At 43.8% G+C, this 19,941-nt stretch carries 19 protein-coding genes; 12 read left to right on the plus strand and 7 right to left on the minus strand.

Features of this window, described 5'->3' with window-relative positions; all coding sequences use genetic code 11:
* Positions 1 to 101 precede the first annotated feature (101 nt).
* From ispE to BMX69_RS22625, 8 genes are all read left to right on the plus strand, one after another.
* Complete coding sequence (gene ispE, locus BMX69_RS22590; protein ID WP_054790834.1) at positions 102 to 1,007, plus strand: 4-(cytidine 5'-diphospho)-2-C-methyl-D-erythritol kinase; 906 nt, start codon at positions 102 to 104, stop codon at positions 1,005 to 1,007.
* The gene (locus tag BMX69_RS22595) at positions 997 to 1,671 is read left to right on the plus strand and encodes a GntR family transcriptional regulator (RefSeq protein ID WP_025231279.1); all 675 of its coding nucleotides are present in this window, start codon (positions 997 to 999) and stop codon (positions 1,669 to 1,671) included. The genes ispE and BMX69_RS22595 overlap by 11 nt, the downstream gene beginning before the upstream one ends.
* A gap of 15 nt (positions 1,672 to 1,686) precedes the next feature.
* Complete coding sequence (locus BMX69_RS22600) at positions 1,687 to 1,875, plus strand: hypothetical protein (RefSeq protein WP_025231280.1); 189 nt, start codon at positions 1,687 to 1,689, stop codon at positions 1,873 to 1,875.
* 198 nt (positions 1,876 to 2,073) lie between these two features.
* Complete coding sequence (locus BMX69_RS22605) at positions 2,074 to 2,691, plus strand: TetR/AcrR family transcriptional regulator (RefSeq protein ID WP_100043602.1); 618 nt, start codon at positions 2,074 to 2,076, stop codon at positions 2,689 to 2,691.
* Between the two features lie 29 nt (positions 2,692 to 2,720).
* Positions 2,721 to 3,863, plus strand: coding sequence for an efflux RND transporter periplasmic adaptor subunit (locus tag BMX69_RS22610; RefSeq protein WP_100043603.1), 1,143 nt, complete (start codon positions 2,721 to 2,723; stop codon positions 3,861 to 3,863).
* A gap of 12 nt (positions 3,864 to 3,875) precedes the next feature.
* A complete protein-coding gene (locus BMX69_RS22615; protein ID WP_100043604.1) occupies positions 3,876 to 6,923 on the plus strand; it encodes an efflux RND transporter permease subunit in 3,048 nt (1,015 codons plus the stop codon).
* A gap of 133 nt (positions 6,924 to 7,056) precedes the next feature.
* Complete coding sequence (locus BMX69_RS22620) at positions 7,057 to 8,208, plus strand: TolC family protein (RefSeq protein ID WP_054790838.1); 1,152 nt, start codon at positions 7,057 to 7,059, stop codon at positions 8,206 to 8,208.
* 3 nt (positions 8,209 to 8,211) lie between these two features.
* Complete coding sequence (locus tag BMX69_RS22625) at positions 8,212 to 9,408, plus strand: TolC family protein (protein ID WP_054790839.1); 1,197 nt, start codon at positions 8,212 to 8,214, stop codon at positions 9,406 to 9,408.
* On the opposite strand, the gene spoIIR is transcribed toward BMX69_RS22625, so the two are convergent.
* Positions 9,377 to 10,036, minus strand: a complete 660-nt coding sequence (gene spoIIR, locus BMX69_RS22630) for a stage II sporulation protein R (protein ID WP_100043605.1) — start codon at positions 10,034 to 10,036, stop codon at positions 9,377 to 9,379. The two genes, BMX69_RS22625 and spoIIR, sit on opposite strands and share 32 nt — an antisense overlap.
* A 97-nt stretch (positions 10,037 to 10,133) precedes the next feature.
* On the opposite strand from spoIIR, the gene BMX69_RS22635 reads away from it, so the two are divergent.
* From BMX69_RS22635 to BMX69_RS22645, 3 genes are read left to right on the plus strand one after another with little or no spacing between them, the layout of a single operon-like run.
* The gene (locus BMX69_RS22635; RefSeq protein ID WP_100043606.1) at positions 10,134 to 11,198 is read left to right on the plus strand and encodes a D-alanine--D-alanine ligase family protein; all 1,065 of its coding nucleotides are present in this window, start codon (positions 10,134 to 10,136) and stop codon (positions 11,196 to 11,198) included.
* 59 nt (positions 11,199 to 11,257) lie between these two features.
* Positions 11,258 to 12,076 carry a glutamate racemase gene (gene murI / locus BMX69_RS22640; protein WP_025231288.1) on the plus strand — a complete coding sequence of 273 codons (819 nt, stop codon included), beginning with the start codon at positions 11,258 to 11,260 and terminating at the stop codon, positions 12,074 to 12,076.
* 12 nt (positions 12,077 to 12,088) lie between these two features.
* Positions 12,089 to 12,535 carry a YwiB family protein gene (locus BMX69_RS22645; RefSeq protein WP_100043607.1) on the plus strand — a complete coding sequence of 149 codons (447 nt, stop codon included), beginning with the start codon at positions 12,089 to 12,091 and terminating at the stop codon, positions 12,533 to 12,535.
* 42 nt (positions 12,536 to 12,577) lie between these two features.
* On the opposite strand, the gene BMX69_RS22650 is transcribed toward BMX69_RS22645, so the two are convergent.
* The 3 genes from BMX69_RS22650 to BMX69_RS22660 form a co-directional block, all read right to left on the minus strand.
* On the minus strand, positions 12,578 to 13,798 hold the full coding sequence (locus BMX69_RS22650; RefSeq protein WP_100043608.1) for an AAA family ATPase: 1,221 nt from the start codon (positions 13,796 to 13,798) through the stop codon (positions 12,578 to 12,580).
* Between the two features lie 72 nt (positions 13,799 to 13,870).
* Positions 13,871 to 14,716, minus strand: a complete 846-nt coding sequence (locus BMX69_RS22655) for a tyrosine-type recombinase/integrase (RefSeq protein WP_100043609.1) — start codon at positions 14,714 to 14,716, stop codon at positions 13,871 to 13,873.
* Between the two features lie 6 nt (positions 14,717 to 14,722).
* Positions 14,723 to 15,586 carry a tyrosine-type recombinase/integrase gene (locus BMX69_RS22660; RefSeq protein ID WP_025231292.1) on the minus strand — a complete coding sequence of 288 codons (864 nt, stop codon included), beginning with the start codon at positions 15,584 to 15,586 and terminating at the stop codon, positions 14,723 to 14,725.
* A gap of 228 nt (positions 15,587 to 15,814) precedes the next feature.
* On the opposite strand from BMX69_RS22660, the gene BMX69_RS22665 reads away from it, so the two are divergent.
* The gene (locus tag BMX69_RS22665) at positions 15,815 to 17,515 is read left to right on the plus strand and encodes a cell wall-binding protein (protein WP_100043610.1); all 1,701 of its coding nucleotides are present in this window, start codon (positions 15,815 to 15,817) and stop codon (positions 17,513 to 17,515) included.
* A gap of 170 nt (positions 17,516 to 17,685) precedes the next feature.
* On the opposite strand, the gene BMX69_RS22670 is transcribed toward BMX69_RS22665, so the two are convergent.
* The 3 genes from BMX69_RS22670 to BMX69_RS22680 all read right to left on the minus strand — a co-directional run bounded on the left by BMX69_RS22670 (position 17,686) and on the right by BMX69_RS22680 (position 19,703).
* Entirely contained in the window at positions 17,686 to 18,126 is a 441-nt protein-coding gene (locus tag BMX69_RS22670) for a Dps family protein (RefSeq protein ID WP_054790843.1), read from the minus strand.
* A 16-nt stretch (positions 18,127 to 18,142) separates the two neighbouring features.
* Positions 18,143 to 18,763, minus strand: coding sequence for a superoxide dismutase (locus BMX69_RS22675; RefSeq protein WP_100043611.1), 621 nt, complete (start codon positions 18,761 to 18,763; stop codon positions 18,143 to 18,145).
* 544 nt (positions 18,764 to 19,307) lie between these two features.
* Entirely contained in the window at positions 19,308 to 19,703 is a 396-nt protein-coding gene (locus tag BMX69_RS22680; RefSeq protein ID WP_051515324.1) for a hypothetical protein, read from the minus strand.
* Between the last annotated feature and the right edge of the window lie 238 nt (positions 19,704 to 19,941).

The raw sequence follows: 19,941 nt of genomic DNA on the forward strand, positions 1-19,941 counted from the left end.
AACCTCTTGTACTTTTTCCTGTTTCGTTATATACTAAATACTGTATACAAAAAAATAAAAAAATACAATCCTAAGAGATAAAAAGTGAGGGATGTTTGCCTATGATAAGACATCTGGGATTAAAAGCATATGGTAAGGTTAATCTGGGACTTGATGTTTTAAGAAAACGAGAAGACGGATACCATGAGGTACGAATGATCATGCAGACCGTAGGCCTTTATGATAAGATTGATATTTACTTAAAAGAGACCCCGGGAATTGAGGTAGTGACAAATCTCTATTATCTTCCAGTGAATGAAAACAACCTGGTTTATAAAGCAGCCAGGCTTTTGATGGAGGAGTTTCATATTATTCACGGAATCCGCATTCATTTAAATAAATTCATACCGGTTTCTGCAGGCATGGCCGGCGGCAGCAGCGATGCGGCAACGGTACTGTTCGGAGTGAACAAGATGTTCCAGCTGGGTCTGACAAGAGAAGAATTGATGGAACGGGGGGTGAAGATCGGAGCAGACGTTCCCTATTGTTTGATGAGAGGAACCGCACTGAGTGAAGGAATCGGGGAAATTTTAACGCCTCTTCCCGATATGCCCCAGTGTCAGGTGCTCATAGCAAAGCCTGGGGTCAGCGTATCCACGAAGTTCGTTTATGAGCATCTGGATTTGCCCGTCTTACGAAAAGAAGACCATCCGGATATTGATGGCATGATCGAAGCCATTGGGAACCGCAACATATACCAGGTGTCGGAACGCCTGGGAAATGTGCTTGAAACAGTTACGATTCCGGAATATCCGGTGATTGCACAGATTAAAGACAAAATGAAAGAATTGGGAGCTGTGAACGCCTTGATGAGCGGAAGCGGCCCTACGGTTTTTGGCATATTCACAAGCCCCAGAGCCGCAGAAAGGGCTTATGAGGAATTGAGGTACGGCGAGGCCAAGAGCCTTGCAAAGCAGGTTTATCTAACGAATTTTTACAATACCAGGGAGGTTACAAATGAGCAATGATTTAAAGGTTAATATGAATGAATATCTGCCCCTTCGGGATGTAGTCTTTAACACGCTGCGTCAGGCGATTTTAAAAGGGGAACTGGCACCGGGAGAGCGCCTTATGGAGATCCAGCTTGCGGAACGTCTTGGAGTCAGCCGTACGCCTATCCGGGAAGCCATCCGGAAACTGGAACTGGAAGGGCTTGTACTAATGATACCCAGAAAGGGAGCCGAGGTTGCTAAGATTTCGGAGAAAAGCTTAAGGGACGTATTGGAGGTCCGCAGATCCTTAGAGGAACTGGCGATTGAACTGGCCTGCCAGCGTATGACCCCGGAGGCCGTAGAGGAGCTTGAAAAAAAGCAGGAAGAATTTAAAGAGGCCGTGGAACAAGGAAATCCCATGGAGATTGCAGAGACGGATGAAGCTTATCATGATGTGATTTATAAAGGCACATGCAATGACAGGCTGGTGCAGATGATCAACAATTTAAGAGAGCAGATGTACCGTTACCGTTTGGAATACATTAAGGATGAGGATAAACGCCAGATTCTTTTGCTGGAACATGACAACATATTGAAGGCGGTCAGACAGCGGAAGGTTCAGGAAGCAAAAGAAGCAATGCGGGAGCATATTGATAACCAGGAGATCACCGTATCAAAGAATATCAAGGAACAGGAATAAGAAGAGAGGTATATTATGACGTTTAAGGAAAAGTATCTGGCCGGTGAGATAGAATTTGAAGCCATTGATGATTTTATTGAAGAATGGAATAACAGCGATGCGCCCGAAACCCTTGCCCAGTTTCTCGGCCTTAATGAAGAGGAAGAGGATGTATGGATCGAAGAGAGCGATGAAGCCTTAAAGGAGCTTCTGGACAGGAGATAGGAGCGTCCGGCTGTCATACTATTTTGCCCAAAAACGAGGGCGTAAGATTGCAAAAGATAAACAAAACTGGAAAAATTAATTAAAAAAATATAACCTTTCTTGACAAGGTGACAACGTGTCATTATAATAAGTGGCATGTTGTCACCTTTTCGTGTGGTCGGAGGATTCACATGGGAAAAGAGAAGGGAGAGATGAAAATTGCCAACGGAACGGTTTTATAATCTTCCGGCAGGAAAAAAGAAAACCATCTGCGATGCAGCGGTGGAAGAATTTACAAGGGTGCCGTTTGAAAAGGCTTCTATTAATAAGATAATCCAGGCTGCAGGAATATCAAGAGGTAGCTTTTATACTTATTTTGAAGACAAACGTGATGTTCTTGGATATATTTTTGAAGATGCTACTGAAAATTTTCAGAATAGCTGGGTGAGATGCGCTGAAAAAAATAATGGTGATCTTTGGAAGATCGCAGAAACTTTTTTGCATTACGGCCTGGCCAATGCAAAGGAAAATGTACTGCAGCTGATTAAGAACATCGCCGTCAGCGAAACAATGTTTGGTGTGACCCATCAGCTTTGCGAAGAAAACTCCAAAAGCCAGCAAGAGCTGCAGGAGACGATGTACCGTGTCATCGATACCTCTAATTTTAAAGATCAGAGTATAGAATTCTTTGGGAAACTGGTATCCATGATTTTCCTGGAACTAGCTCATTGTATGGGCTGGTACTACCATCATCGGGAAGATGAAGAAAAAATTAAGAAAATTTTTCTGGAAAAATTAGAAATTCTGCAATATGGAGTTTGTAGACATCAATTATAATCTTAATATGATTAAATAAGGAGCTTGTCATGACAAAGAAAAAAGTCTTTATTATTGCAGGTGCAATCGTTATTATTGCAGCCCTGGCGGGATTAATCATTCCCAAGGTGTTAGGAGGAAATAAGGAGGAGTTTGTGGCCGATGTCCCTCCTGTTGTAACTGTGGAGAATCCCCAGATCCGTTCCATAGAGCTGACCAGTGATCTGATCGGTACCATAGAGCCTTCCAGTATCGTCCATATCACGCCTCTAGGGGCAGGAGAAGTCACTGCTGTAAATGTTCAGACAGGTGACATGGTTACGGCCGGCCAGCTGCTTTGTGTCATTGATACGAAACAGGTAGAGAGTTCCAGAATCATGGTGGAAACGGCCAGGATTACATACGAAGATGCAAGAAAGAATTTAGACCGGATGACGATTCTTTATACAGCAGGTGATGTGGCGGAGGCCGATTACCAGTCACTTAAGGATAATGTGGAGATGGCAAGGCTTCAATATGAGAATGCCAAAATCGCATACAATATCCAGATGGAAAGCAGCCAGGTGACGGCTCCCATTGGAGGCAAGGTAGAAAGCCTTAACATCAGCGTTCACGATATGGTTTCACCTCAGTCCGTACTCTGTGTTATATCAGGAGAAGGGGGAAAAGCGGTGACCTTTTATGCTTCCGAGCGCATTGTAAGCGGGTTAAAGGCCGGAGACAGCATTAATGTGGAGAAGAATGGAACCGGTTATGAGGCGGCTATAACCGAAGTGAACACCATGGTGGATGAAGCAAGCGGATTATTCAAGGTGAAGGCATCAATTCCGGAGGGAGATCGGCTTGCTACAGGAACATCGGTAAAGCTTACCGTGATTTCCCAGAAGGTGGCAGATGTGCTTACGGTTCCTGTGGAAAGTGTTTATTATGAAGGAGGAGATCCCTTTATTTATACATATGCCGATGGAGCCCTTAAAAGGAATGCAGTGACCGTAGGACTGGCAGACGTGGATTATGCGGAAATTCAGGCTGGTATCTCAGCTGAGGATCAGGTGATCACCACATGGACCAGCGAATTGTATGATGGTTCAAAAGTCACCCTTGCAGATGCGTCAGGAGAAGAAACCCAGGCAGCAGACGGCGCTTCGGAAGCAGAAGAAGCAGGGGCGGAAACTTCCGGTTCCAAGCAGTAAGGGGGCGGTAGAATGGGAATTGTAAAAGGCATTTTAAAGCGACCTGTAACCTTTGTTTTAGCAATTTTGTGTCTGCTTGTATTTGGTCTGTCCTCTGTTTTTAACGCTAAGATGGAATTGACCCCGGAAATGAAATTTCCTATGTTTTTGATTACCAGCACATATCCCGGTGCCAATCCGGGGGATGTCAATGACCTGGTCACCAAGCCCTTGGAAGAATCCGTGGGAATTTTGTCCGGTGTCAAAAATATTCAGTCCATTTCCCAGGAGAATGTCTCCATTCTGGTTCTGGAGTATGAGTACGGAACCAACATGGATAAGGCGTATTCTGAACTAAAGAAAAAGATGGACAGTGTAAAACTTCCCGATGATGTGGAAGTACCAACGATCATGGAATTCAACATGAATGAAATGCCCTCCGTCACGTTGGCAGTCAAGGATCCCACTCAAAGCAATTTATATAACTATGTCAATGATAAGATTGTTCCGGAATTTGAAAAAATTCCTTCCGTTGCCAGGGTGGATGTCAGCGGAGGCGAAGAAAACTATGTCAGCATTCGCCTGATTCCGGAAAAGATGGCCCAGTACCATTTGACCATGGATTCCATTAGTCAGGCCATTCAGGCAGCAGACTTTACCTATCCGGCAGGAAGTACGGGAGTGGGAAAACGGGATTTATCGGTCAGTACGGCTGTAGAAATAAAGACCGTTGACAGCCTTAAGAAGGTTCCTTTAGCGGCTGGAAGCGGAAAAACCATTTACCTGGAAGATGTCGCCGATATTTCACAATCCTCGAAAGATCAGAAAGCCATTGGGCGGTACAATGGAGATGATACCATTACCTTGTCCATCAACAAGCAGCAAAAGAACAGTGCGGTGGATGTTTCAAAGGGTGTCAAAAAGACCATTGAAAATTTAAAGCACGAATATCCCAATGTAGATTTTATAACCATTGACGATTCCAGTGACCAGATTTTATCGGCATTGGGTAGTGTGAAAGATGCAATGGTAGCAGCCGTTGTTATTTCCATGGTCATTATCTTCCTGTTTTTCGGTGATTTGAAAGCTTCTCTTATTGTGGGAAGCTCCATCCCGGCATCAATGCTCATTTCTCTGATTTTAATGTCAGCTATGGGATTTTCCATGAACCTGGTTACCATGAGCAGTATTGTACTGGCCGTGGGAAACATGGTGGATGATTCTATCGTCGTACTGGACAATTGCTTCCGCGCCCAAAAGGGAAAGGGCTTCCGGGAATATATGGAAGCAGCGGTAAGTGGAACCGGAGAGGTGTTTTCGGCCATTTTAGGCGGTGCTGTGACAAACAGCGTGGTATTTATTCCTCTGGCTATGCTTCAGGGAATGTCGGGCCAGCTGTTCATGCCGCTGGGATTTACTCTTATATTCGCGTCCCTGGCTTCCGCGATTTCCGGATTGACCATTGTGCCCATGTGCTATACCAGACTACGGCCTGTTGAAAAAAAGAATTCCCCTATAGGAGGAATTATGAGGTTCCTCCAGGAGGGCTATAGCCGGCTTGTTTCTAAACTGTTAAACAGAAAGGCTCTGGTAATGACCATATCAGTGCTTTTGCTGGTTGTTTCTTTTATTCTGGCGGGAAGACTGGGATTTGAACTCATGCCTGATGTGGATGAGGGAACTGTCTCTGTTTCCGTAGAAGTAAAGCCTGGACTTAAAATTGAAGAGGCAAATCAGATTCTTAAAAAGGTAGAAGCAATTGTGACCAAGGAAGAGGACTTAAAGTCCTATATGATAAGCTACGGAGGTGGAGGCTTAAGCTTAAACGGCAGCAACGTAGGTACTTTGACAGGATATTTAAAGTCTGACAGAAAACTTTCTACCCAACAAGTGGTTAATAAGTGGAAAAAAGAAATGAACCAGCTTCCTGACTGCAACATAACCGTAAAGTCCGCTTCCATGATGGATATGGGCGGGTCAGGCAGCAACGATTTTGAAGTGATCCTGCAAAGCGCCCAGTTAGATAAGCTGAAAGAAACCTCAGACCAGATGGTGACAGAGCTTTCCGGCCATTCCGGATTGATCAAGGTCCATTCCGATCTGGAAAATGCAGCGCCTGTCATTAAGATCCATGTAGATCCCATAAAGGCGGCGGCAGAAGGTGTGGCTCCGGCCAGTGTAGGCGGAATATTGAGCAATATGCTCAGCGGTAAAGAAGCCACCACACTCGACGTGGCAGGAGAAGAACTTTCCGTAAGGGTGGAATATCCAAAGGATTCCTATGACACCCTTGACAAAGTTCAGGGAATTCTAATTCCCAATGCGTTCGGAGGCACGGCCGCACTGACCGATATTGCTGATATTGATTATGAAGACAGCCCTTCTGCTATTAACAGAAAGAATAAACAGTATATTGCTACTATTACCGGTTCCTTTACTGAGGCTGTCAAGTCAGAAAAAGATAAAGAGGCGTTGAAAAAGTCCATTGACCAGGAAATTGTAAATCCATACCTGGATTCCACGGTTACAAGGGCAAAAAACAGCGAGGATGAGGCCATGGTTGAAGAGTTCACCAATCTGGCCATGGCGATTGTAACGGCTATTTTCCTGCTTTTTGTGGTAATGGCAGCACAATTTGAGTCGCCTAAATTATCCCTGATGGTTATGACGGCCATTCCGTTCAGCTTGATCGGTGCGTTTGGACTCATGGTAGCGGTAGGAATCAAGATAAACCTGCCCTCCCTGTTAGGCTTTTTGATGCTGGTAGGTACGGTAGTAAAATCCGGTATTCTCTATGTGGAGACTGTAGGCCAGTACCGCCTGACCATGGAAAAACGGGAGGCTGTGATAAAGGCAGGTGTCAACAGATTCCGTTCTATCTCCATGACAACCCTGATTGCCATTGTTTCTATAATACCTCTGGCGTTGGGAATCGGTGATGATGGAGAAATCATGCAGGGTCTGTCACTGGTTAACGTAGGCGGTCTTACCGCTTCTACGGTTTTGACCCTTCTGTTGCTGCCGGTATATTATTCCATTATGACCGGAAAGTCAGATAAGATCGCAGAACCGGAGGATTAAACTGCAGTCTGTTAAACCTCATCAAGCAGTGAAGCAGATTGCGATTAACCGATTGATTTTTCAGTGGAAAAAAGTGGTTATTAAATAATAAAAAAGGTGTGATAGAATTAATTCCAAATAAGGAGGATTTAGGATGAGAAAATGGAAACAGATCAGTGCTTTCTGCCTTGCGGCAGCACTTACTGTCTCCGGACCGGCGGCCACAGTTTGGGCCGGAAGCCCGGAGTTTGCAAGAACCCCAGAGGAGTGGGCAAAGCTCCGTGACAATGTGATGGAATACGATGAACTGGCAGGCCTGATCCGTGAATATAATGTAACGGTTCAGAAAAACCAGCTGGATATTAATGATAAGAAAAAGGATGACAGGATTACCAGTGATCAGAATGCCCAGTATTACCGGGATGCGGCAAACGATTACAGGAACATGATTACCGGAGATGATCCGGTGTCTGATGCAAGCGGTGCGGCCAGCGCCAACCGTGCGGAAGTCATGGCAGATAACAATGTAGAGGATTTGCAGGTATATCAGCTTACCTATGAGCAGGAGGAGGCCAATCTGGTAGCAACGGCCCAGTCTTCCATGATCACCTATTTTCAGCAGAGATATGAGCTGGAAACTGCAAAGAGCAGCCTGGAGTTTTTAGAGGCTGCGTACCAGTCCGCACTGGTAAAGCAAAGTGCAGGAATGGCAACCCAGACCGATGTACTGGGTGCCTTAGAGAGTGTTCAGAGCACCCAGGCCTCCATTGATAAGCTGACATCTTCCGTAGAGGAGACCAGACAGAAGCTTTGTGTTATGCTGGGCTGGAAATACAACGACACACCGGATATTTTGGAAATTCCAGCTGTGAATATGGAACGCATTGCAGCCATGAACCCGGATACAGATAAGGAATCTGCCCTGGGCAACAGCTATACCTTAAAAATCAATAAGAGGAAGCTGGAAAATGCCGTAGGGGATATTACAAAGCAGACCTTGAACCGGACGATTTCAAACAATGAGCAGAATATTGGTTCCGATCTGACAAAGCGCTACCGGGCGGTTCTTCAGGCAAAGGCAGCGTATGACCAGGCTGGAGCTGAGCTTGCTCTGGAAAGCAAAAATATGGATACTGCCCAGAGGAAATATGACCTGGGAGCTTTAAGCAAACTGGATTATCTAAAGCAGAAAAATGCATATGACACGAAGAATCTCGCTATAAAGACAGCAGAGCTTGCCCTGTTCCAGGCGGTTCAAAATTATGATAATGCGTTAAACGGACTGGCTTCGGCAGGAGGTTTATAAGATATGAGAAAGAAAGGCTATTTATCTGCCTGTATGGCAGTGACGCTCGCCCTTACCGCTGCCCTGCCGGTTTATGGGGCAGCAGGACCCGGCAGTACGGGAACGGCCATTCCTGATGGGATGACAGAGGAAACTTGGAACAGGCTTAACGATCAGACCATAGAATTTGATGAGCTTTCCAATTTAGTGAGGTATTTTAATCCTGATGTTCAGAACATAGCCGATTCGGCTGGTAATGAGTTAAGCAACCAGCAGTATGTCTATGACGAAATGAGACAGTATATCCGGGATCTCAATGACGATGCCCAGGCGATGAAAGATTCAGGGGCCACAGGCAGCGATGAAGGGATGATGATATACTTGGCCTTAAAAGGCACGGCAAAGGGCCTGAGCAGTAATGCGGAGAAACTGAATAACGGACTCAAACGAATTGACTTGGGAGTCAAGAAAAATGTTGACCGCTATTCAAAGACCTTCTCATCTGCCGCAGATCAGATCATGATTGGCTATAATAGCGCCCTAGCCAATCGGGCCATGGTTCAAAAGGCACTGGATTTAAGTATATCAGGCTATGAAGCCCAGTCAATAAGCCTTAAACAGGGCTTGGCGACGGAAGCTGATGTGCTGGCAGCCAATAAAGGGGTCCTGGCAGCACAGGCCGCTCTTGACCAGCTTGACAACACCATCGACGGTTTGAAGCGATCTCTTTGCCTGATGACCGGCTATCCGGCGGATGGATCAGTTCAGATCGGTGAGATCCCCCAACTGGACCTTTCCGTTATCGGGGCCCTGGACTTAGCAGCGGATACAGCAAAGGCGATTGGTAATAATTACGACCTGATTGATAGCCGTCGCGGGGCGTCCAACAAGACTACTACCGGCATGAAAAACAAGGAAGCCAGTATCTCAGAGGGAGAGCAGAACCTCACGGTTACCATGCAGTCCTATTACCAGGAGATCCTTCAGTCTAAAGCCGCCTATGACGCCGCCTCCACCGCTTATGAAAAGGCGGTGCTGGAAAAGCAGAAGGCTGACCGTTCCTATCAGCTGGGCATGCTGAGTAAGATAAACTATTTGCAGGCCCAGATGGCATTTTCACAGGCAGAGGGAGAAAAGCAAACCGCTTATAACACCTTATATCAGGCCTATAGTACCTACCAGTGGGCAGTTAACGGGATTGTAACGGCTTCTGAACAATAGGCTCCGCTTTCTTGGAAAGCAGATCAACCAGCTTGAAACGGATATGGATCTTTGGAGCTTCCCGGCTGATTATCTGATAATCAGATTCATCTATGGAACTTTTTAATATTGCTTTGGAAGCTTCCGGTACAACCGCATACGAAGAATCTGTGAAACATAGCGGAGGATAAAGGACGCACCACCAGTTGCGTCCTTTTCCTTCGCCTATTTTTACCCGGACGGCCTCATAATTGCCGCAGGGAAATACCATGTCTCCATAGGTTTTGGTGGGAAAGTAACAATTGGTCAGTTCCATATGTGCGGGATAATTATATCCCAGTTTTTTCATGTAGTGTTCCGCTTTTCTTTCCAGGCTGTCTGTGTGAGTTAGAACAAAGTCTTTTGTTTCCTCAAGGGATGCATTTTCTCCAAGGTCCTCATATATTGAATTGAGCAGCATGGTGCGAACTTTTAATTTGAGGGTTTGGTCTTCTGTGCTGTCGCTGTTTGCTAATACGTGAAAACGCAGGATTTCCGGGGCGATCCGTGCAGCCAGCGCTTCATCCTTTTGCCTTCCGTCTGACACGGTAAGCAAAAATGCGATCAGAAGACAGGTAATACATAAAAATAAATCGTGTCTCTGTTTCATAGGGGTTCCTCCTTTTTTCTGGAATCTATTTGTAATTGTAACCATATGTGCTATAATATAAACACTGTAAAATTGAGAAATTAATGAGGAGAGTAAAATGGATAGAAAAACTGCGGTTATACTATTCGGCGGCCAGTCATCAGAGCATATTGTATCCTGTATGTCAGTGGTCAATGTTATTAACCATATTAATAGAGAGAAATACGATGTAGTTTTAATTGGGATCACAGAAGAAGGCCGTTGGATAAAAACGGATTCTGTAGAAGATATAGAAAAAGGCACATGGAAAGATGGTCCGGTTTCAGCCGTGATCTCTCCTGATGCAACCATGAGCGGTGTTATTCTGATGGACGGGGAAAAGACAGAGATCGTCAGGGTTGATGTGGTATTCCCAGTGCTCCATGGATTGTTCGGGGAGGATGGAACCGTTCAAGGGCTTTTGGAGCTGGCGGGAATTCCATATGTTGGCTGCGGGGTGCTGGCTTCTGCTATTTCCATGGATAAATTATATACAAAGATCGTAGCAGATGATCTGGGAATCACTCAGGCAGCCTATGTGCCGGTGATGCGCCATGATTTAAAGGACATAGAGGCGGTTGCAGGAAGGGTAGAGGAGAAGTTCTCTTACCCAGTGTTTGTAAAGCCCTCCAATGCAGGCTCTTCCAAGGGAGTAAGCCGTGCGGGTGACAGGAAAGAACTTATGGAGGCTTTGGCAGAAGCTGCAAATCATGACCGCAAGATTCTGGTAGAAGAGATGATTGTCGGACGGGAAATCGAATGCGCCGTATTCGGAGGCGGAAACGTACCGGCAGAAGCTTCCGGAGTAGGAGAGATCCTTGCGGCAGCGGAGTTCTATGATTTTGATGCGAAGTATAACAACTCTGATTCCAGAACGGTTGTAGACCCGGTTCTGCCAGAGGGAGCTACAGAGCGGGTAAGAGAAGCTGCTATGGCCATTTTCCGGGCAGTAGACGGCTATGGCCTGGCAAGAGTCGACTTTTTTGTGAAAAAGGATGGCAGTGTAGTATTCAATGAGATCAATACCATGCCCGGATTTACGGCGATCAGCATGTATCCCATGCTCTGGGAATCGACTGGAATGAATAAGGATCAATTGATTGACCGGCTGCTGGAGCATGCAATGGACCGTTACAGGATATAGGAGGAACGCCCTGCAGGCAGACATTTATGTAAAAAGCAGGGCGGGAAAGAGGAAAATTAATGGCAGACAGAAATTCACCTATAGGAGTATTTGATTCAGGTGTAGGCGGGCTGACAGTTGCACGGGAGATCATGCGGCAGATGCCGGATGAAAGAATCGTATATTTTGGAGATACTGCAAGGGTGCCTTATGGCAGTAAATCCTGCAGCACAGTGATTCGTTTTACCAGACAGATCATCCGCTTTCTCATGACCCAGGATGTGAAGGCTATCGTGATTGCCTGTAATACCGCCACTGCCTGCGCCCTTGAGGCGGTAGAAAAGGAAGTGGACATTCCTGTTGTAGGCGTGATCCATGCAGGAGCAAGAACCGCCATAGAGTCAACGAAAAACGGGAAGATCGGCATCATTGGAACAGAAGGGACCATACGAAGCGGAGTATATACCAGAGTGATGAAGGAAATGCGAGAAGATATTGAAGTGACCGGAAAACCATGCCCTCTCTTGGTTCCGCTGGTGGAGGAAGGGCTTTTACATGATTCTGTTACCGATGAAATCGCTTCCAGATACTTAAGTGAATTAAAAGGAAAATATATTGACACACTGGTACTGGGCTGTACCCATTATCCCCTTCTCCGTTCTACCGTGGGAAGGCTTATGGGACCAGAGGTGACTTTGGTAAACCCTGCATATGAAACTGCATTGGAATTAAAACAGATTCTGGACGAAAATGGCCTATTATGCGGACAGGACAGCAGTGATCTGGAAAAATACCGTTTCTATGTCAGTGACCTGGCAGAGAAGTTCACCAGCTTTGCCGCCTCCATCCTTCCGGGACAGGTAAAAGAGACAAAACAAATCAATATTGAGGAGTACTAAAGGAGTTTTATTATGACAAGAGATGTTCTCATCAGCATCAGCGGGATGCAGATTGCAGAAGACGACAGCAATTCAGTCGAGATGATCACAGCCGGCGATTATTTTTTAAAAAACGGCAAGCACTACATTCTGTATGACGAGATCCAGGAAGATACAGGGGGAGTGACTAAAAACACCATTAAGATCCATCAGTCCGGGCTGGATATCATCAAACGCGGAAGCTCCAGCGTTCATATGACATTTGAAAAGGATAAAAAAAATATGTCCTGCTATGCCACCCCCATTGGAGAACTGATGATCGGGATCAACACAAAGGATATTCAGATCCATGAGGAAGAGGACAGCTTAAAGGTGCGGGTGGCCTATTCCCTTGATATCAATTATCAGCATGTTTCGGAATGCAACATTGTGCTTGATATTCACTCCAAATCCACAGTAGATTTTCGTCTCTTAAATTAAAAAAGACATCTGCCAATTGGCAGTATGCCTTTTTCAGTCGTTCTAGTGAATGGATTCTTTAAGAAGCGGGATCGCTCCATATTTGCCTAAAAGATAGTCCTTGGAGAAGCTGGCGTCAGACCGGACCTTTATGTCTGCTAAGGTGTAGAGCCTGGATTCATGATATTCGTTCATATCCACAAAAGCCACTTCATCCCGTCGGAACTGCTGGTTATTTAAGATAGAAATATCGTAGGTCGTGAAAAGAATCTGTATGTTTAAATTTTTGTCCTTCTGAAAAGTATCAATAAAAAACTTTGTAACAGACGGATGGAATTCATTTGATATGTTATCAATGATCAGAACACCGCCCTCCTGGGACAGATGATAAACCTGAATGAATAATTGAAGGTATTTCATAGTGCCCAGGGAAACCTTTGTGTAGTCCATATATTGTATTTGGTATTCCCCGGTTTCCCGGGATTTCACCCGGTATCCAAGCTTGGGGATTCCCTTTTCAATAATAAGTTCTTCTGCCGGGATTCCCAGCTTTCTTAGCTGCCCTAAGGCATAATTAAGGGCCTCCGGATTTTCAAGGGCTTTGTATGCCCTTCCATCCATGATCAGATGGCCCGCAAGCTGGAATGGTTCAAGAAAATCACAATAATATGTGATCCGCTTCGAAAAAAAGGACTCAAAAGGCTCCATGAATGCCGTGATCTCGGGAATATCCAGGCATGTTAAAATAGAACAGAATAACCGGTCCTCGTGAGGACGGATTCCTGTCTTCTGTCGTAATACTTTTTCATACTGGCGTCCGATGGTGATTTCGTCGGCATTCCGTGTAAATACCACATGGTTATCCACGGCCAGGTTTTCCGTGAGAACTCTCTTATTCAGGACAGAGAAGCCATATTCATAGACCCGCTCTCCGCTGATAAAGGTAAGCTCCATTTCCGTTGGCTGGGTGTTGATTTTCTCATCCAGAAATGGAAGAATTCTATCCAAAGAGCTGATCTGTAAGAGCGACATAAAATGTTTTCTGGGAATGTCCTCCATTGAAAAAAGCTGCCAGAAGATAAAAGAGTGAAAGCTGGTAAAAGCGAGAAAAATATTGGTTTTTCCGCTGGAATTTGCTCCATATATAGCCAGAGTTTTAAGCAGTTTCTTGTTACCGGCCATTACCAGATGATTTGGATGTTCCTTGTAATTAACCGCTTTCATATCAATAAAAGTTTCATCCAGAAAGGAACGAAAGTTTTTAAAACGAAAAGAAATTATCATGGTATATTATCCTCCTTTCCGAAATTATACTGTAAAAATGTGGAAAAATAAACAAGATTACAAAAAAGTTGTTTACCATGTGATAATTTCGTCCAGAATCTGCTGCTGCTCCTGGCTGGAACGGGTGAGATAAATCCTGGTAGTCTCAATGCTTTCATGTCCCATTAAATCCGCCAAAAGAGAAATATCGTTAAAACAGGCCAAAAAGTTTTTGGCAAAACGGTGGCGGAAGGAATGAGGATAAACCGTGTCAGGATCTATTCCATAGCGCCTGGCCAGATGCTTCAGCTGAAAATTGATTCCCCGCGGGGTGATCAGACGTCCTTCTTTGTTTAAAAAGAGGAAACCGCTTCGTTTGCCCTGGCTGTGGCACCATTCCAGCGCCTCTTCACATAGGGAATCCGGAAAATAGATTCGGCGCACCTTTCCTCCTTTGGAATAAAGGTCCAGATAGCCCAGGTTTAAATGTTCCACCTTGATTTGGATCAATTCACTGACCCTGGCGCCTGTGGCTGCCAGAAAGCGGACAATAAAATACCAGAAATAATTCTTCTCTTCTTTTAACTTCTCTTTAAAAATCTCGTAATCTTCATTAGAAATAACGGTATCCAGGAACGTTTTTTGCTGGACTTTTACCGAAGGCAGATGGTAAGAGGCGACTAAAATATATTCCTCTCCATTGGTATCTGCCAGAAAACGGGAAAAGTGATTCATGGCATAGATCCGCTGGTTGATGGTTGCCGGCCGGTAGCGGGTGATCAGGTAGCTTTTATAAAGCTGAAGGCTTTCCGGTGTGATTTCCTTATACATACTGTAAAAAAGCCGGACACTGCCCGCATAGGCCGTAATGGTATTATTTGATAAATTCTTTTTCTTCAGAAATTTCTTAAAATCATTCAATAATTCTTCATTTAACATATTATCCTACCAATTCACAATTTGATTGACGATCTGCTTTTGTTCCGTACTGCTCCGGTGAAGATAGATCCTTGTAGTTTCAATGCTTTCATGTCCTAAAATATCCGAAAGCATGGAAATGTCCCCACAGCATTCAATGAAATTCTTGGCAAAGCGGTGACGGAAGGAATGGGGATAAACCACTTTGGGATCCAAATCATAGAGGACGGTAAATTTTTTCAGCTGGCCCCGGATTCCGGCAGGCGTGATCGGATCTCCGTAACGGTTTAAGAATACGTATCCGCTTACACGGTCAATCTGGCGCAGCCATTTTAAAGCATCGTCCCGGAGACTTTTGGGTATGTAGATTCTTCTTATTTTATTATCCTTAGAGTAAATATCCATATAACCGCGTTTTACATGCTCTACTTTAATCTGGACCAGCTCGCTGACCCGGACGCCTGTGGCTGCCATAAAACGTATGACAAAATAATACAGCATGTTTCCGGAACGTATCAGACATTTTTTTAAATACTCATAATCAGCCTGGCTGATAACATTTTCCAGAAATGTTTTCTGCTGAACCCGAATCATCAGCATTTTCGATGAGGACAGCTGCAAAGACTCCGTGTAACAATTAAGAGCCCTGATTCTTAAGTTGACTGTCTGAGGTTTGTAATGTTCCATTAGATAACATTTATAAAGCATGAGATTGTCATGGCTGATCACATGATATAACCCAAGAAATTGTTTTACTGCAAATAAATATACGTGAACGGTATTGGAGGACATGTTGTTGAACTCCAGGTAGTCACGAAAATCATCAAGGCTTTGCTCGACGACACTTTTGTTTTCAGCTTCTGAACTAGTTACGGCGTATTCTTTTACCATGTCTTTATTCTCCTTTTAGTTTGATGCAAAAACAGTTTAACATAAGTATATAGGTGTTTCGAAAAATAATCAAGAAAAATTCGAAAAAACTGTAATAAATATTGAATAAATGCGCTTAAATGGCCTGTTGCTTACGATAATTTCCAATATTAGAAGTATAATTACCTCGTAATGCAATTGGGAATTTCGAAAAATATTTCAAAAAGAAAAAAGGAGAGTGCATTAATTATGAGAAAGCAGACCAAATTAGTTGCTGTATTATCAACAGCAGCGCTGCTGGCTTTAGGTGCTTCTATGTCCTCTTTCGCAGCAACCGGCTGGCAGGAAGAGAATGGAACATGGGTGTACTATGACAAGAGCGGAGATTTAGAGACTGAGAAGTGGGAAAAATCAGGAGATAACTGGTTCTACTTAAACGAAGACGGCGAGATGGCTACCGATGTTGTTGTTGAATACAGTGACAACTACTATTATGTAGATGAGAACGGTGCTATGGTAACCAATCAGTGGGTTTCCGTAGAAAATGATGATTATGACGGCGGTGATGATGACGATGAAGAACCAATGAATCACTGGTACTACTTCGGATCTAACGGTAAAGCCTTTAAGAGCTCCAGTAATGGAAACAATGCTTCTTTCAAGACCGTCAACGGAAAGAAATACATTTTTGATGATGAAGGCAAAATGTTGTATGGCTGGATTGACGACAGCGGCGAAAGAGTAACTGGTGATGACAAGTGGCGTGACGGTATTTACTATTGCGGAGATGAGAATGATGGTGCTCAGAAAGTTGGCGAATGGGCGTATCTGGATATCGTGGATAATAGCTACGACAGCGCTGTAGATCCTGGTGTATCCAGCGACAACTTGTTTGATGATGAAGATCAGACCCGTTATTTCTATTTCAAGACTAACGGTAAAAAGATGACCGACGAAAAAGGTAAGACAATTAATGGCAAGAAATACAGCTTTGATGAATATGGCCGTATGAATGCTGAATGGGTTAACTGGGAAGCTACACCTACCGAGGCAAAAGCAACAAACAGCACTGCTACTGACTCACAGGGAAATGCTAATTACACCAGAGGATTCAGATATTACGGAAGCCCTGAAGATGGCGCCAGAGTAACCAAGGGCTGGTTCCAGGTTGTGCCTGATTCTTATCTGAATAAAGATGATTATGATGATGATGAGACTAACTGGTACTATTCTGATAAAGATGGTAAATTAGTTGCATCTGAAATCAAGACCATTAATGGCAAGAAATATGCGTTTGATTCCTATGGCGTCATGAAGGATGGCCTGGTTGCTATTAAGTTTGTTGGCAACAGTACAACTAACATTGATGATGTTGCAGGTGATGACGACTTAGCAAATTACAACTTTGATACAGAAGATGAATTCAAAGATAATGTATCTGGTTTGTATACGGATGCAAATTACAGAATGTACTATTTTGGAAGCGACAATGACGGTGCTATGAAGACTGGCAAGCAGAATGTCAGCATTGACGGAGATTCTTTCCAGTTCTTATTTAATAAGTCCGGAAGCTCCAAGGGACAGGGTAAATTTGGTGTTGATAGTGACAAATATTACCTTGGAGGCATGCTGTTAAAGGCTGATAAGGACGACAAGTACTCTGTAGTTAAGGCTACAACTGTTGATGGAGAATATACAGAAATCAAACTTCTGACAACAGAGAAGTTCTTGGATGATGTAACTTATGATAAAGTAAGCAAAAACGGATATTCCGAGTATTATGAGGTTGATGCTGCAGATAAAAAAGATGGTAATAAGACTGTAACATATAGACTGGTTAATACCTCTGGTAGTGTTCAGAAGAGCAAGAGCAAGGCAAAAGACGGCGATGATCGTTGCTACAAAGTAGAAAGCAATAAAGTGATCACAGCTGTATTTGTAGAGGATTAATTCATCATTGAATGAAGTGATTTCAGTTGCTTTTCAGGGGCCGCTGTACCATAGTTGAGAAATCAACCTGGGGCAGCGGCCCCGTATTTATGTGGTATTCAATATAAAAATGCCGCTTCCTGACGAAATCACTGTCAGGAAGCGGCATTTCCAGGTTTATAGTGGTTTAATTAGCTGATATACGACTTCAACATCCACAAAAGTTTCTGATATTCGGCCAGATATCCATTAAATTGATCTGCGGTTGCTCCATCGTCATCGTCTTCGGCCAGCTTGACGATTTCCTTTGTATCCCGGATCCAGTATTCTACATCCGAAATCAGGCTTTTAATGGTTTCGTCTGAGGAGATTGGAACGTCCTCCAGCTCTTTTACGGAAGAGAGAGCCAGTGCCTTCTTTAAGCTGGCTACTGGGGAACCGCCCAAAGCCAGCAGCCGCTCCGCTACATCATCCATAATCTGGGCGGTCTGGTCGTACAGCTCTTCCAGCTTTGCATGAAGTGTGAAGAAGCTGCGGCCTTTTACATACCAGTGAAGGTTATGAAGCTTGATATACATGACCTGCTGGTTGGCCAGATACTCATTAAGTTTCTCAAATAAATTCTTGCTCATTACAATCCTCCTTTTCTTAGCCGTTTATAATGTTTTCATAGTTGGAAGCAACCGCCTTCCAATCAACTACATTGAAAAAAGCTTTTATATAGTCAACTCTGAGATTCTTATATTTTAAGTAGTAGGCGTGTTCCCAAACGTCAATGCCAAGAATTGGTACAAAGCCTCCGCCTTCCATGAGGGGGTTATCCTGATTGGCACTGGCGGAAAGGATCAGCTTACCATCCCGGTTTGCCGACAGCCAGCCCCAACCGGATCCAAACTGGCCGGCAGCCAGGCCGCTTAACTGATTCTGAAAGTCAGAAAAACTGCCAAAAGTCTTTTCAAGCGCCTCCTTAAGAGGACCAACAGGCTGCCCACCACCGTTAGGGCTCATGGTGGAAAAATACAGGTTATGATTGTAAAAACCACCGCCATTGTTTCGTATGGCTTTTCTGAGAGCCTCGTCGGAAATGCTGTCAAGGGAGGAGAGGAGGGCGGTAATTTCTTTGTCTTCCACACCGGCCTTCTGAGCAGCGTCATTTAAATTTTTGGTATATGCTGCGTGATGCTTGGAATAATGGGTCTCCATTGTGAGGGCGTCAATATGGGGTTCTAAAGCGTCATATGCGTATGGTAATTGTATTTGATTAAACATAATAATCTCCTTTCGTTTCTAATTATGTTATATTGGAATAGATTCTCTTATCGGCTGGTTAGTTTTAACTAACTACCTTGTAGCTTGATTGTATCTTATGCCTGCAGTTTTGTCAATAGATTTTTTGAAATTAAATTGAAAACAACCATAATATTAATATTTGCAAAGAAATGCTTAAAGATTGAGATTAATATAAGATTCAAACTAAATTAAAAAACAATTGCAATTAATATTTATACATCAAAAACAGGCCGATTTTGATAAAAATTTTCAAATAGGATTAAATATATCTGTTTTTAAATACTGTAAAGCGATTGGTATTCCTTCCTAATATATAGGAAGCAGGACAAATTATTTTCATGACTCCATTTTCTGCGAAGAACCGACCAGATATTACTTTATGGCTGGAGAATTAACATTTATCTACAAAAAACGCCGGAGTACGACTTCAGCCGCGCTCCAGCGTTCTACAGATCTTTTATGATACAGATCACTTTCTAAAAAACGAGTATTAATGTATTTACAAATACAGAAACCAGATATCTTACTTTCCGCTCTTTTTAAACCTGTCCAAGAATTTTTTCTTTTTCGGTGCCGGTGGAACCGCTTTGCCCCGAAGGCTCTTGATCTCGGTTATGTAGATACCGCTTACCACAACCTTAGCTTCTGTTTTGACCGGAAGCACTTCGAATACTTTGGCGTCAGCGATCAGTGTCATGACCTTTGGGCCAACCTTTGCTTTTACAATGGGCAGCTTTGTGCGGCGCATATACCATGGGGTTTGTTCATACACGATCTTAGGAAGCCCTGCATCTTTTAGCTTCATTTTCTTTTTATCGATTACCAGCATGGATACGGACTGTGCCGCAGCTTCCAGTGCCTGCTGCTGCTCCACCTGACGCTTTTCCAGCTTTCTTCCGAGAAAATAAAGGACTACCATAGCCACGGCTGCGATAAAAAGAATCACTAATAATACGTTTAAAAATGTGCTCACCGGGAATACCTCCAATAGTTCATTTTGTAAATTGGGCCTATCTGCAATAGTATAACACATTTTATTGAAGAATACAAGTAAAAAATGCTTGACACCTTGACAATGCCATGTTATTATGGAATGTGCACTATTGTGGATTTGTGTGCCTTAACGGCATATTTATGCCCAAAAACAGAAACGATTA

The sequence above is a fragment of the Lacrimispora sphenoides JCM 1415 genome (assembly GCF_900105615.1).
GTDB lineage: Bacteria > Bacillota > Clostridia > Lachnospirales > Lachnospiraceae > Lacrimispora > Lacrimispora sphenoides.

What these genes read in the sequence shown, in the direction of transcription:
- BMX69_RS22665 (WP_100043610.1), top strand. Translation starts at nt 15,815, where the DNA reads ATGAGAAAGCAGACCAAATTAGTTGCTGTATTATCAACAGCAGCGCTG.
- BMX69_RS22660 (WP_025231292.1), bottom strand. Translation starts at nt 15,586, where the DNA reads ATGGTAAAAGAATACGCCGTAACTAGTTCAGAAGCTGAAAACAAAAGT.
- BMX69_RS22675 (WP_100043611.1), bottom strand. Translation starts at nt 18,763, where the DNA reads ATGTTTAATCAAATACAATTACCATACGCATATGACGCTTTAGAACCC.
- BMX69_RS22680 (WP_051515324.1), bottom strand. Translation starts at nt 19,703, where the DNA reads ATGGTAGTCCTTTATTTTCTCGGAAGAAAGCTGGAAAAGCGTCAGGTG.
- BMX69_RS22655 (WP_100043609.1), bottom strand. Translation starts at nt 14,716, where the DNA reads ATGTTAAATGAAGAATTATTGAATGATTTTAAGAAATTTCTGAAGAAA.
- BMX69_RS22645 (WP_100043607.1), top strand. Translation starts at nt 12,089, where the DNA reads ATGACAAGAGATGTTCTCATCAGCATCAGCGGGATGCAGATTGCAGAA.
- BMX69_RS22610 (WP_100043603.1), top strand. Translation starts at nt 2,721, where the DNA reads ATGACAAAGAAAAAAGTCTTTATTATTGCAGGTGCAATCGTTATTATT.
- spoIIR (WP_100043605.1), bottom strand. Translation starts at nt 10,036, where the DNA reads ATGAAACAGAGACACGATTTATTTTTATGTATTACCTGTCTTCTGATC.
- BMX69_RS22650 (WP_100043608.1), bottom strand. Translation starts at nt 13,798, where the DNA reads ATGATAATTTCTTTTCGTTTTAAAAACTTTCGTTCCTTTCTGGATGAA.
- ispE (WP_054790834.1), top strand. Translation starts at nt 102, where the DNA reads ATGATAAGACATCTGGGATTAAAAGCATATGGTAAGGTTAATCTGGGA.
- BMX69_RS22595 (WP_025231279.1), top strand. Translation starts at nt 997, where the DNA reads ATGAGCAATGATTTAAAGGTTAATATGAATGAATATCTGCCCCTTCGG.
- BMX69_RS22670 (WP_054790843.1), bottom strand. Translation starts at nt 18,126, where the DNA reads ATGAGCAAGAATTTATTTGAGAAACTTAATGAGTATCTGGCCAACCAG.
- murI (WP_025231288.1), top strand. Translation starts at nt 11,258, where the DNA reads ATGGCAGACAGAAATTCACCTATAGGAGTATTTGATTCAGGTGTAGGC.
- BMX69_RS22635 (WP_100043606.1), top strand. Translation starts at nt 10,134, where the DNA reads ATGGATAGAAAAACTGCGGTTATACTATTCGGCGGCCAGTCATCAGAG.
- BMX69_RS22600 (WP_025231280.1), top strand. Translation starts at nt 1,687, where the DNA reads ATGACGTTTAAGGAAAAGTATCTGGCCGGTGAGATAGAATTTGAAGCC.
- BMX69_RS22620 (WP_054790838.1), top strand. Translation starts at nt 7,057, where the DNA reads ATGAGAAAATGGAAACAGATCAGTGCTTTCTGCCTTGCGGCAGCACTT.
- BMX69_RS22615 (WP_100043604.1), top strand. Translation starts at nt 3,876, where the DNA reads ATGGGAATTGTAAAAGGCATTTTAAAGCGACCTGTAACCTTTGTTTTA.
- BMX69_RS22625 (WP_054790839.1), top strand. Translation starts at nt 8,212, where the DNA reads ATGAGAAAGAAAGGCTATTTATCTGCCTGTATGGCAGTGACGCTCGCC.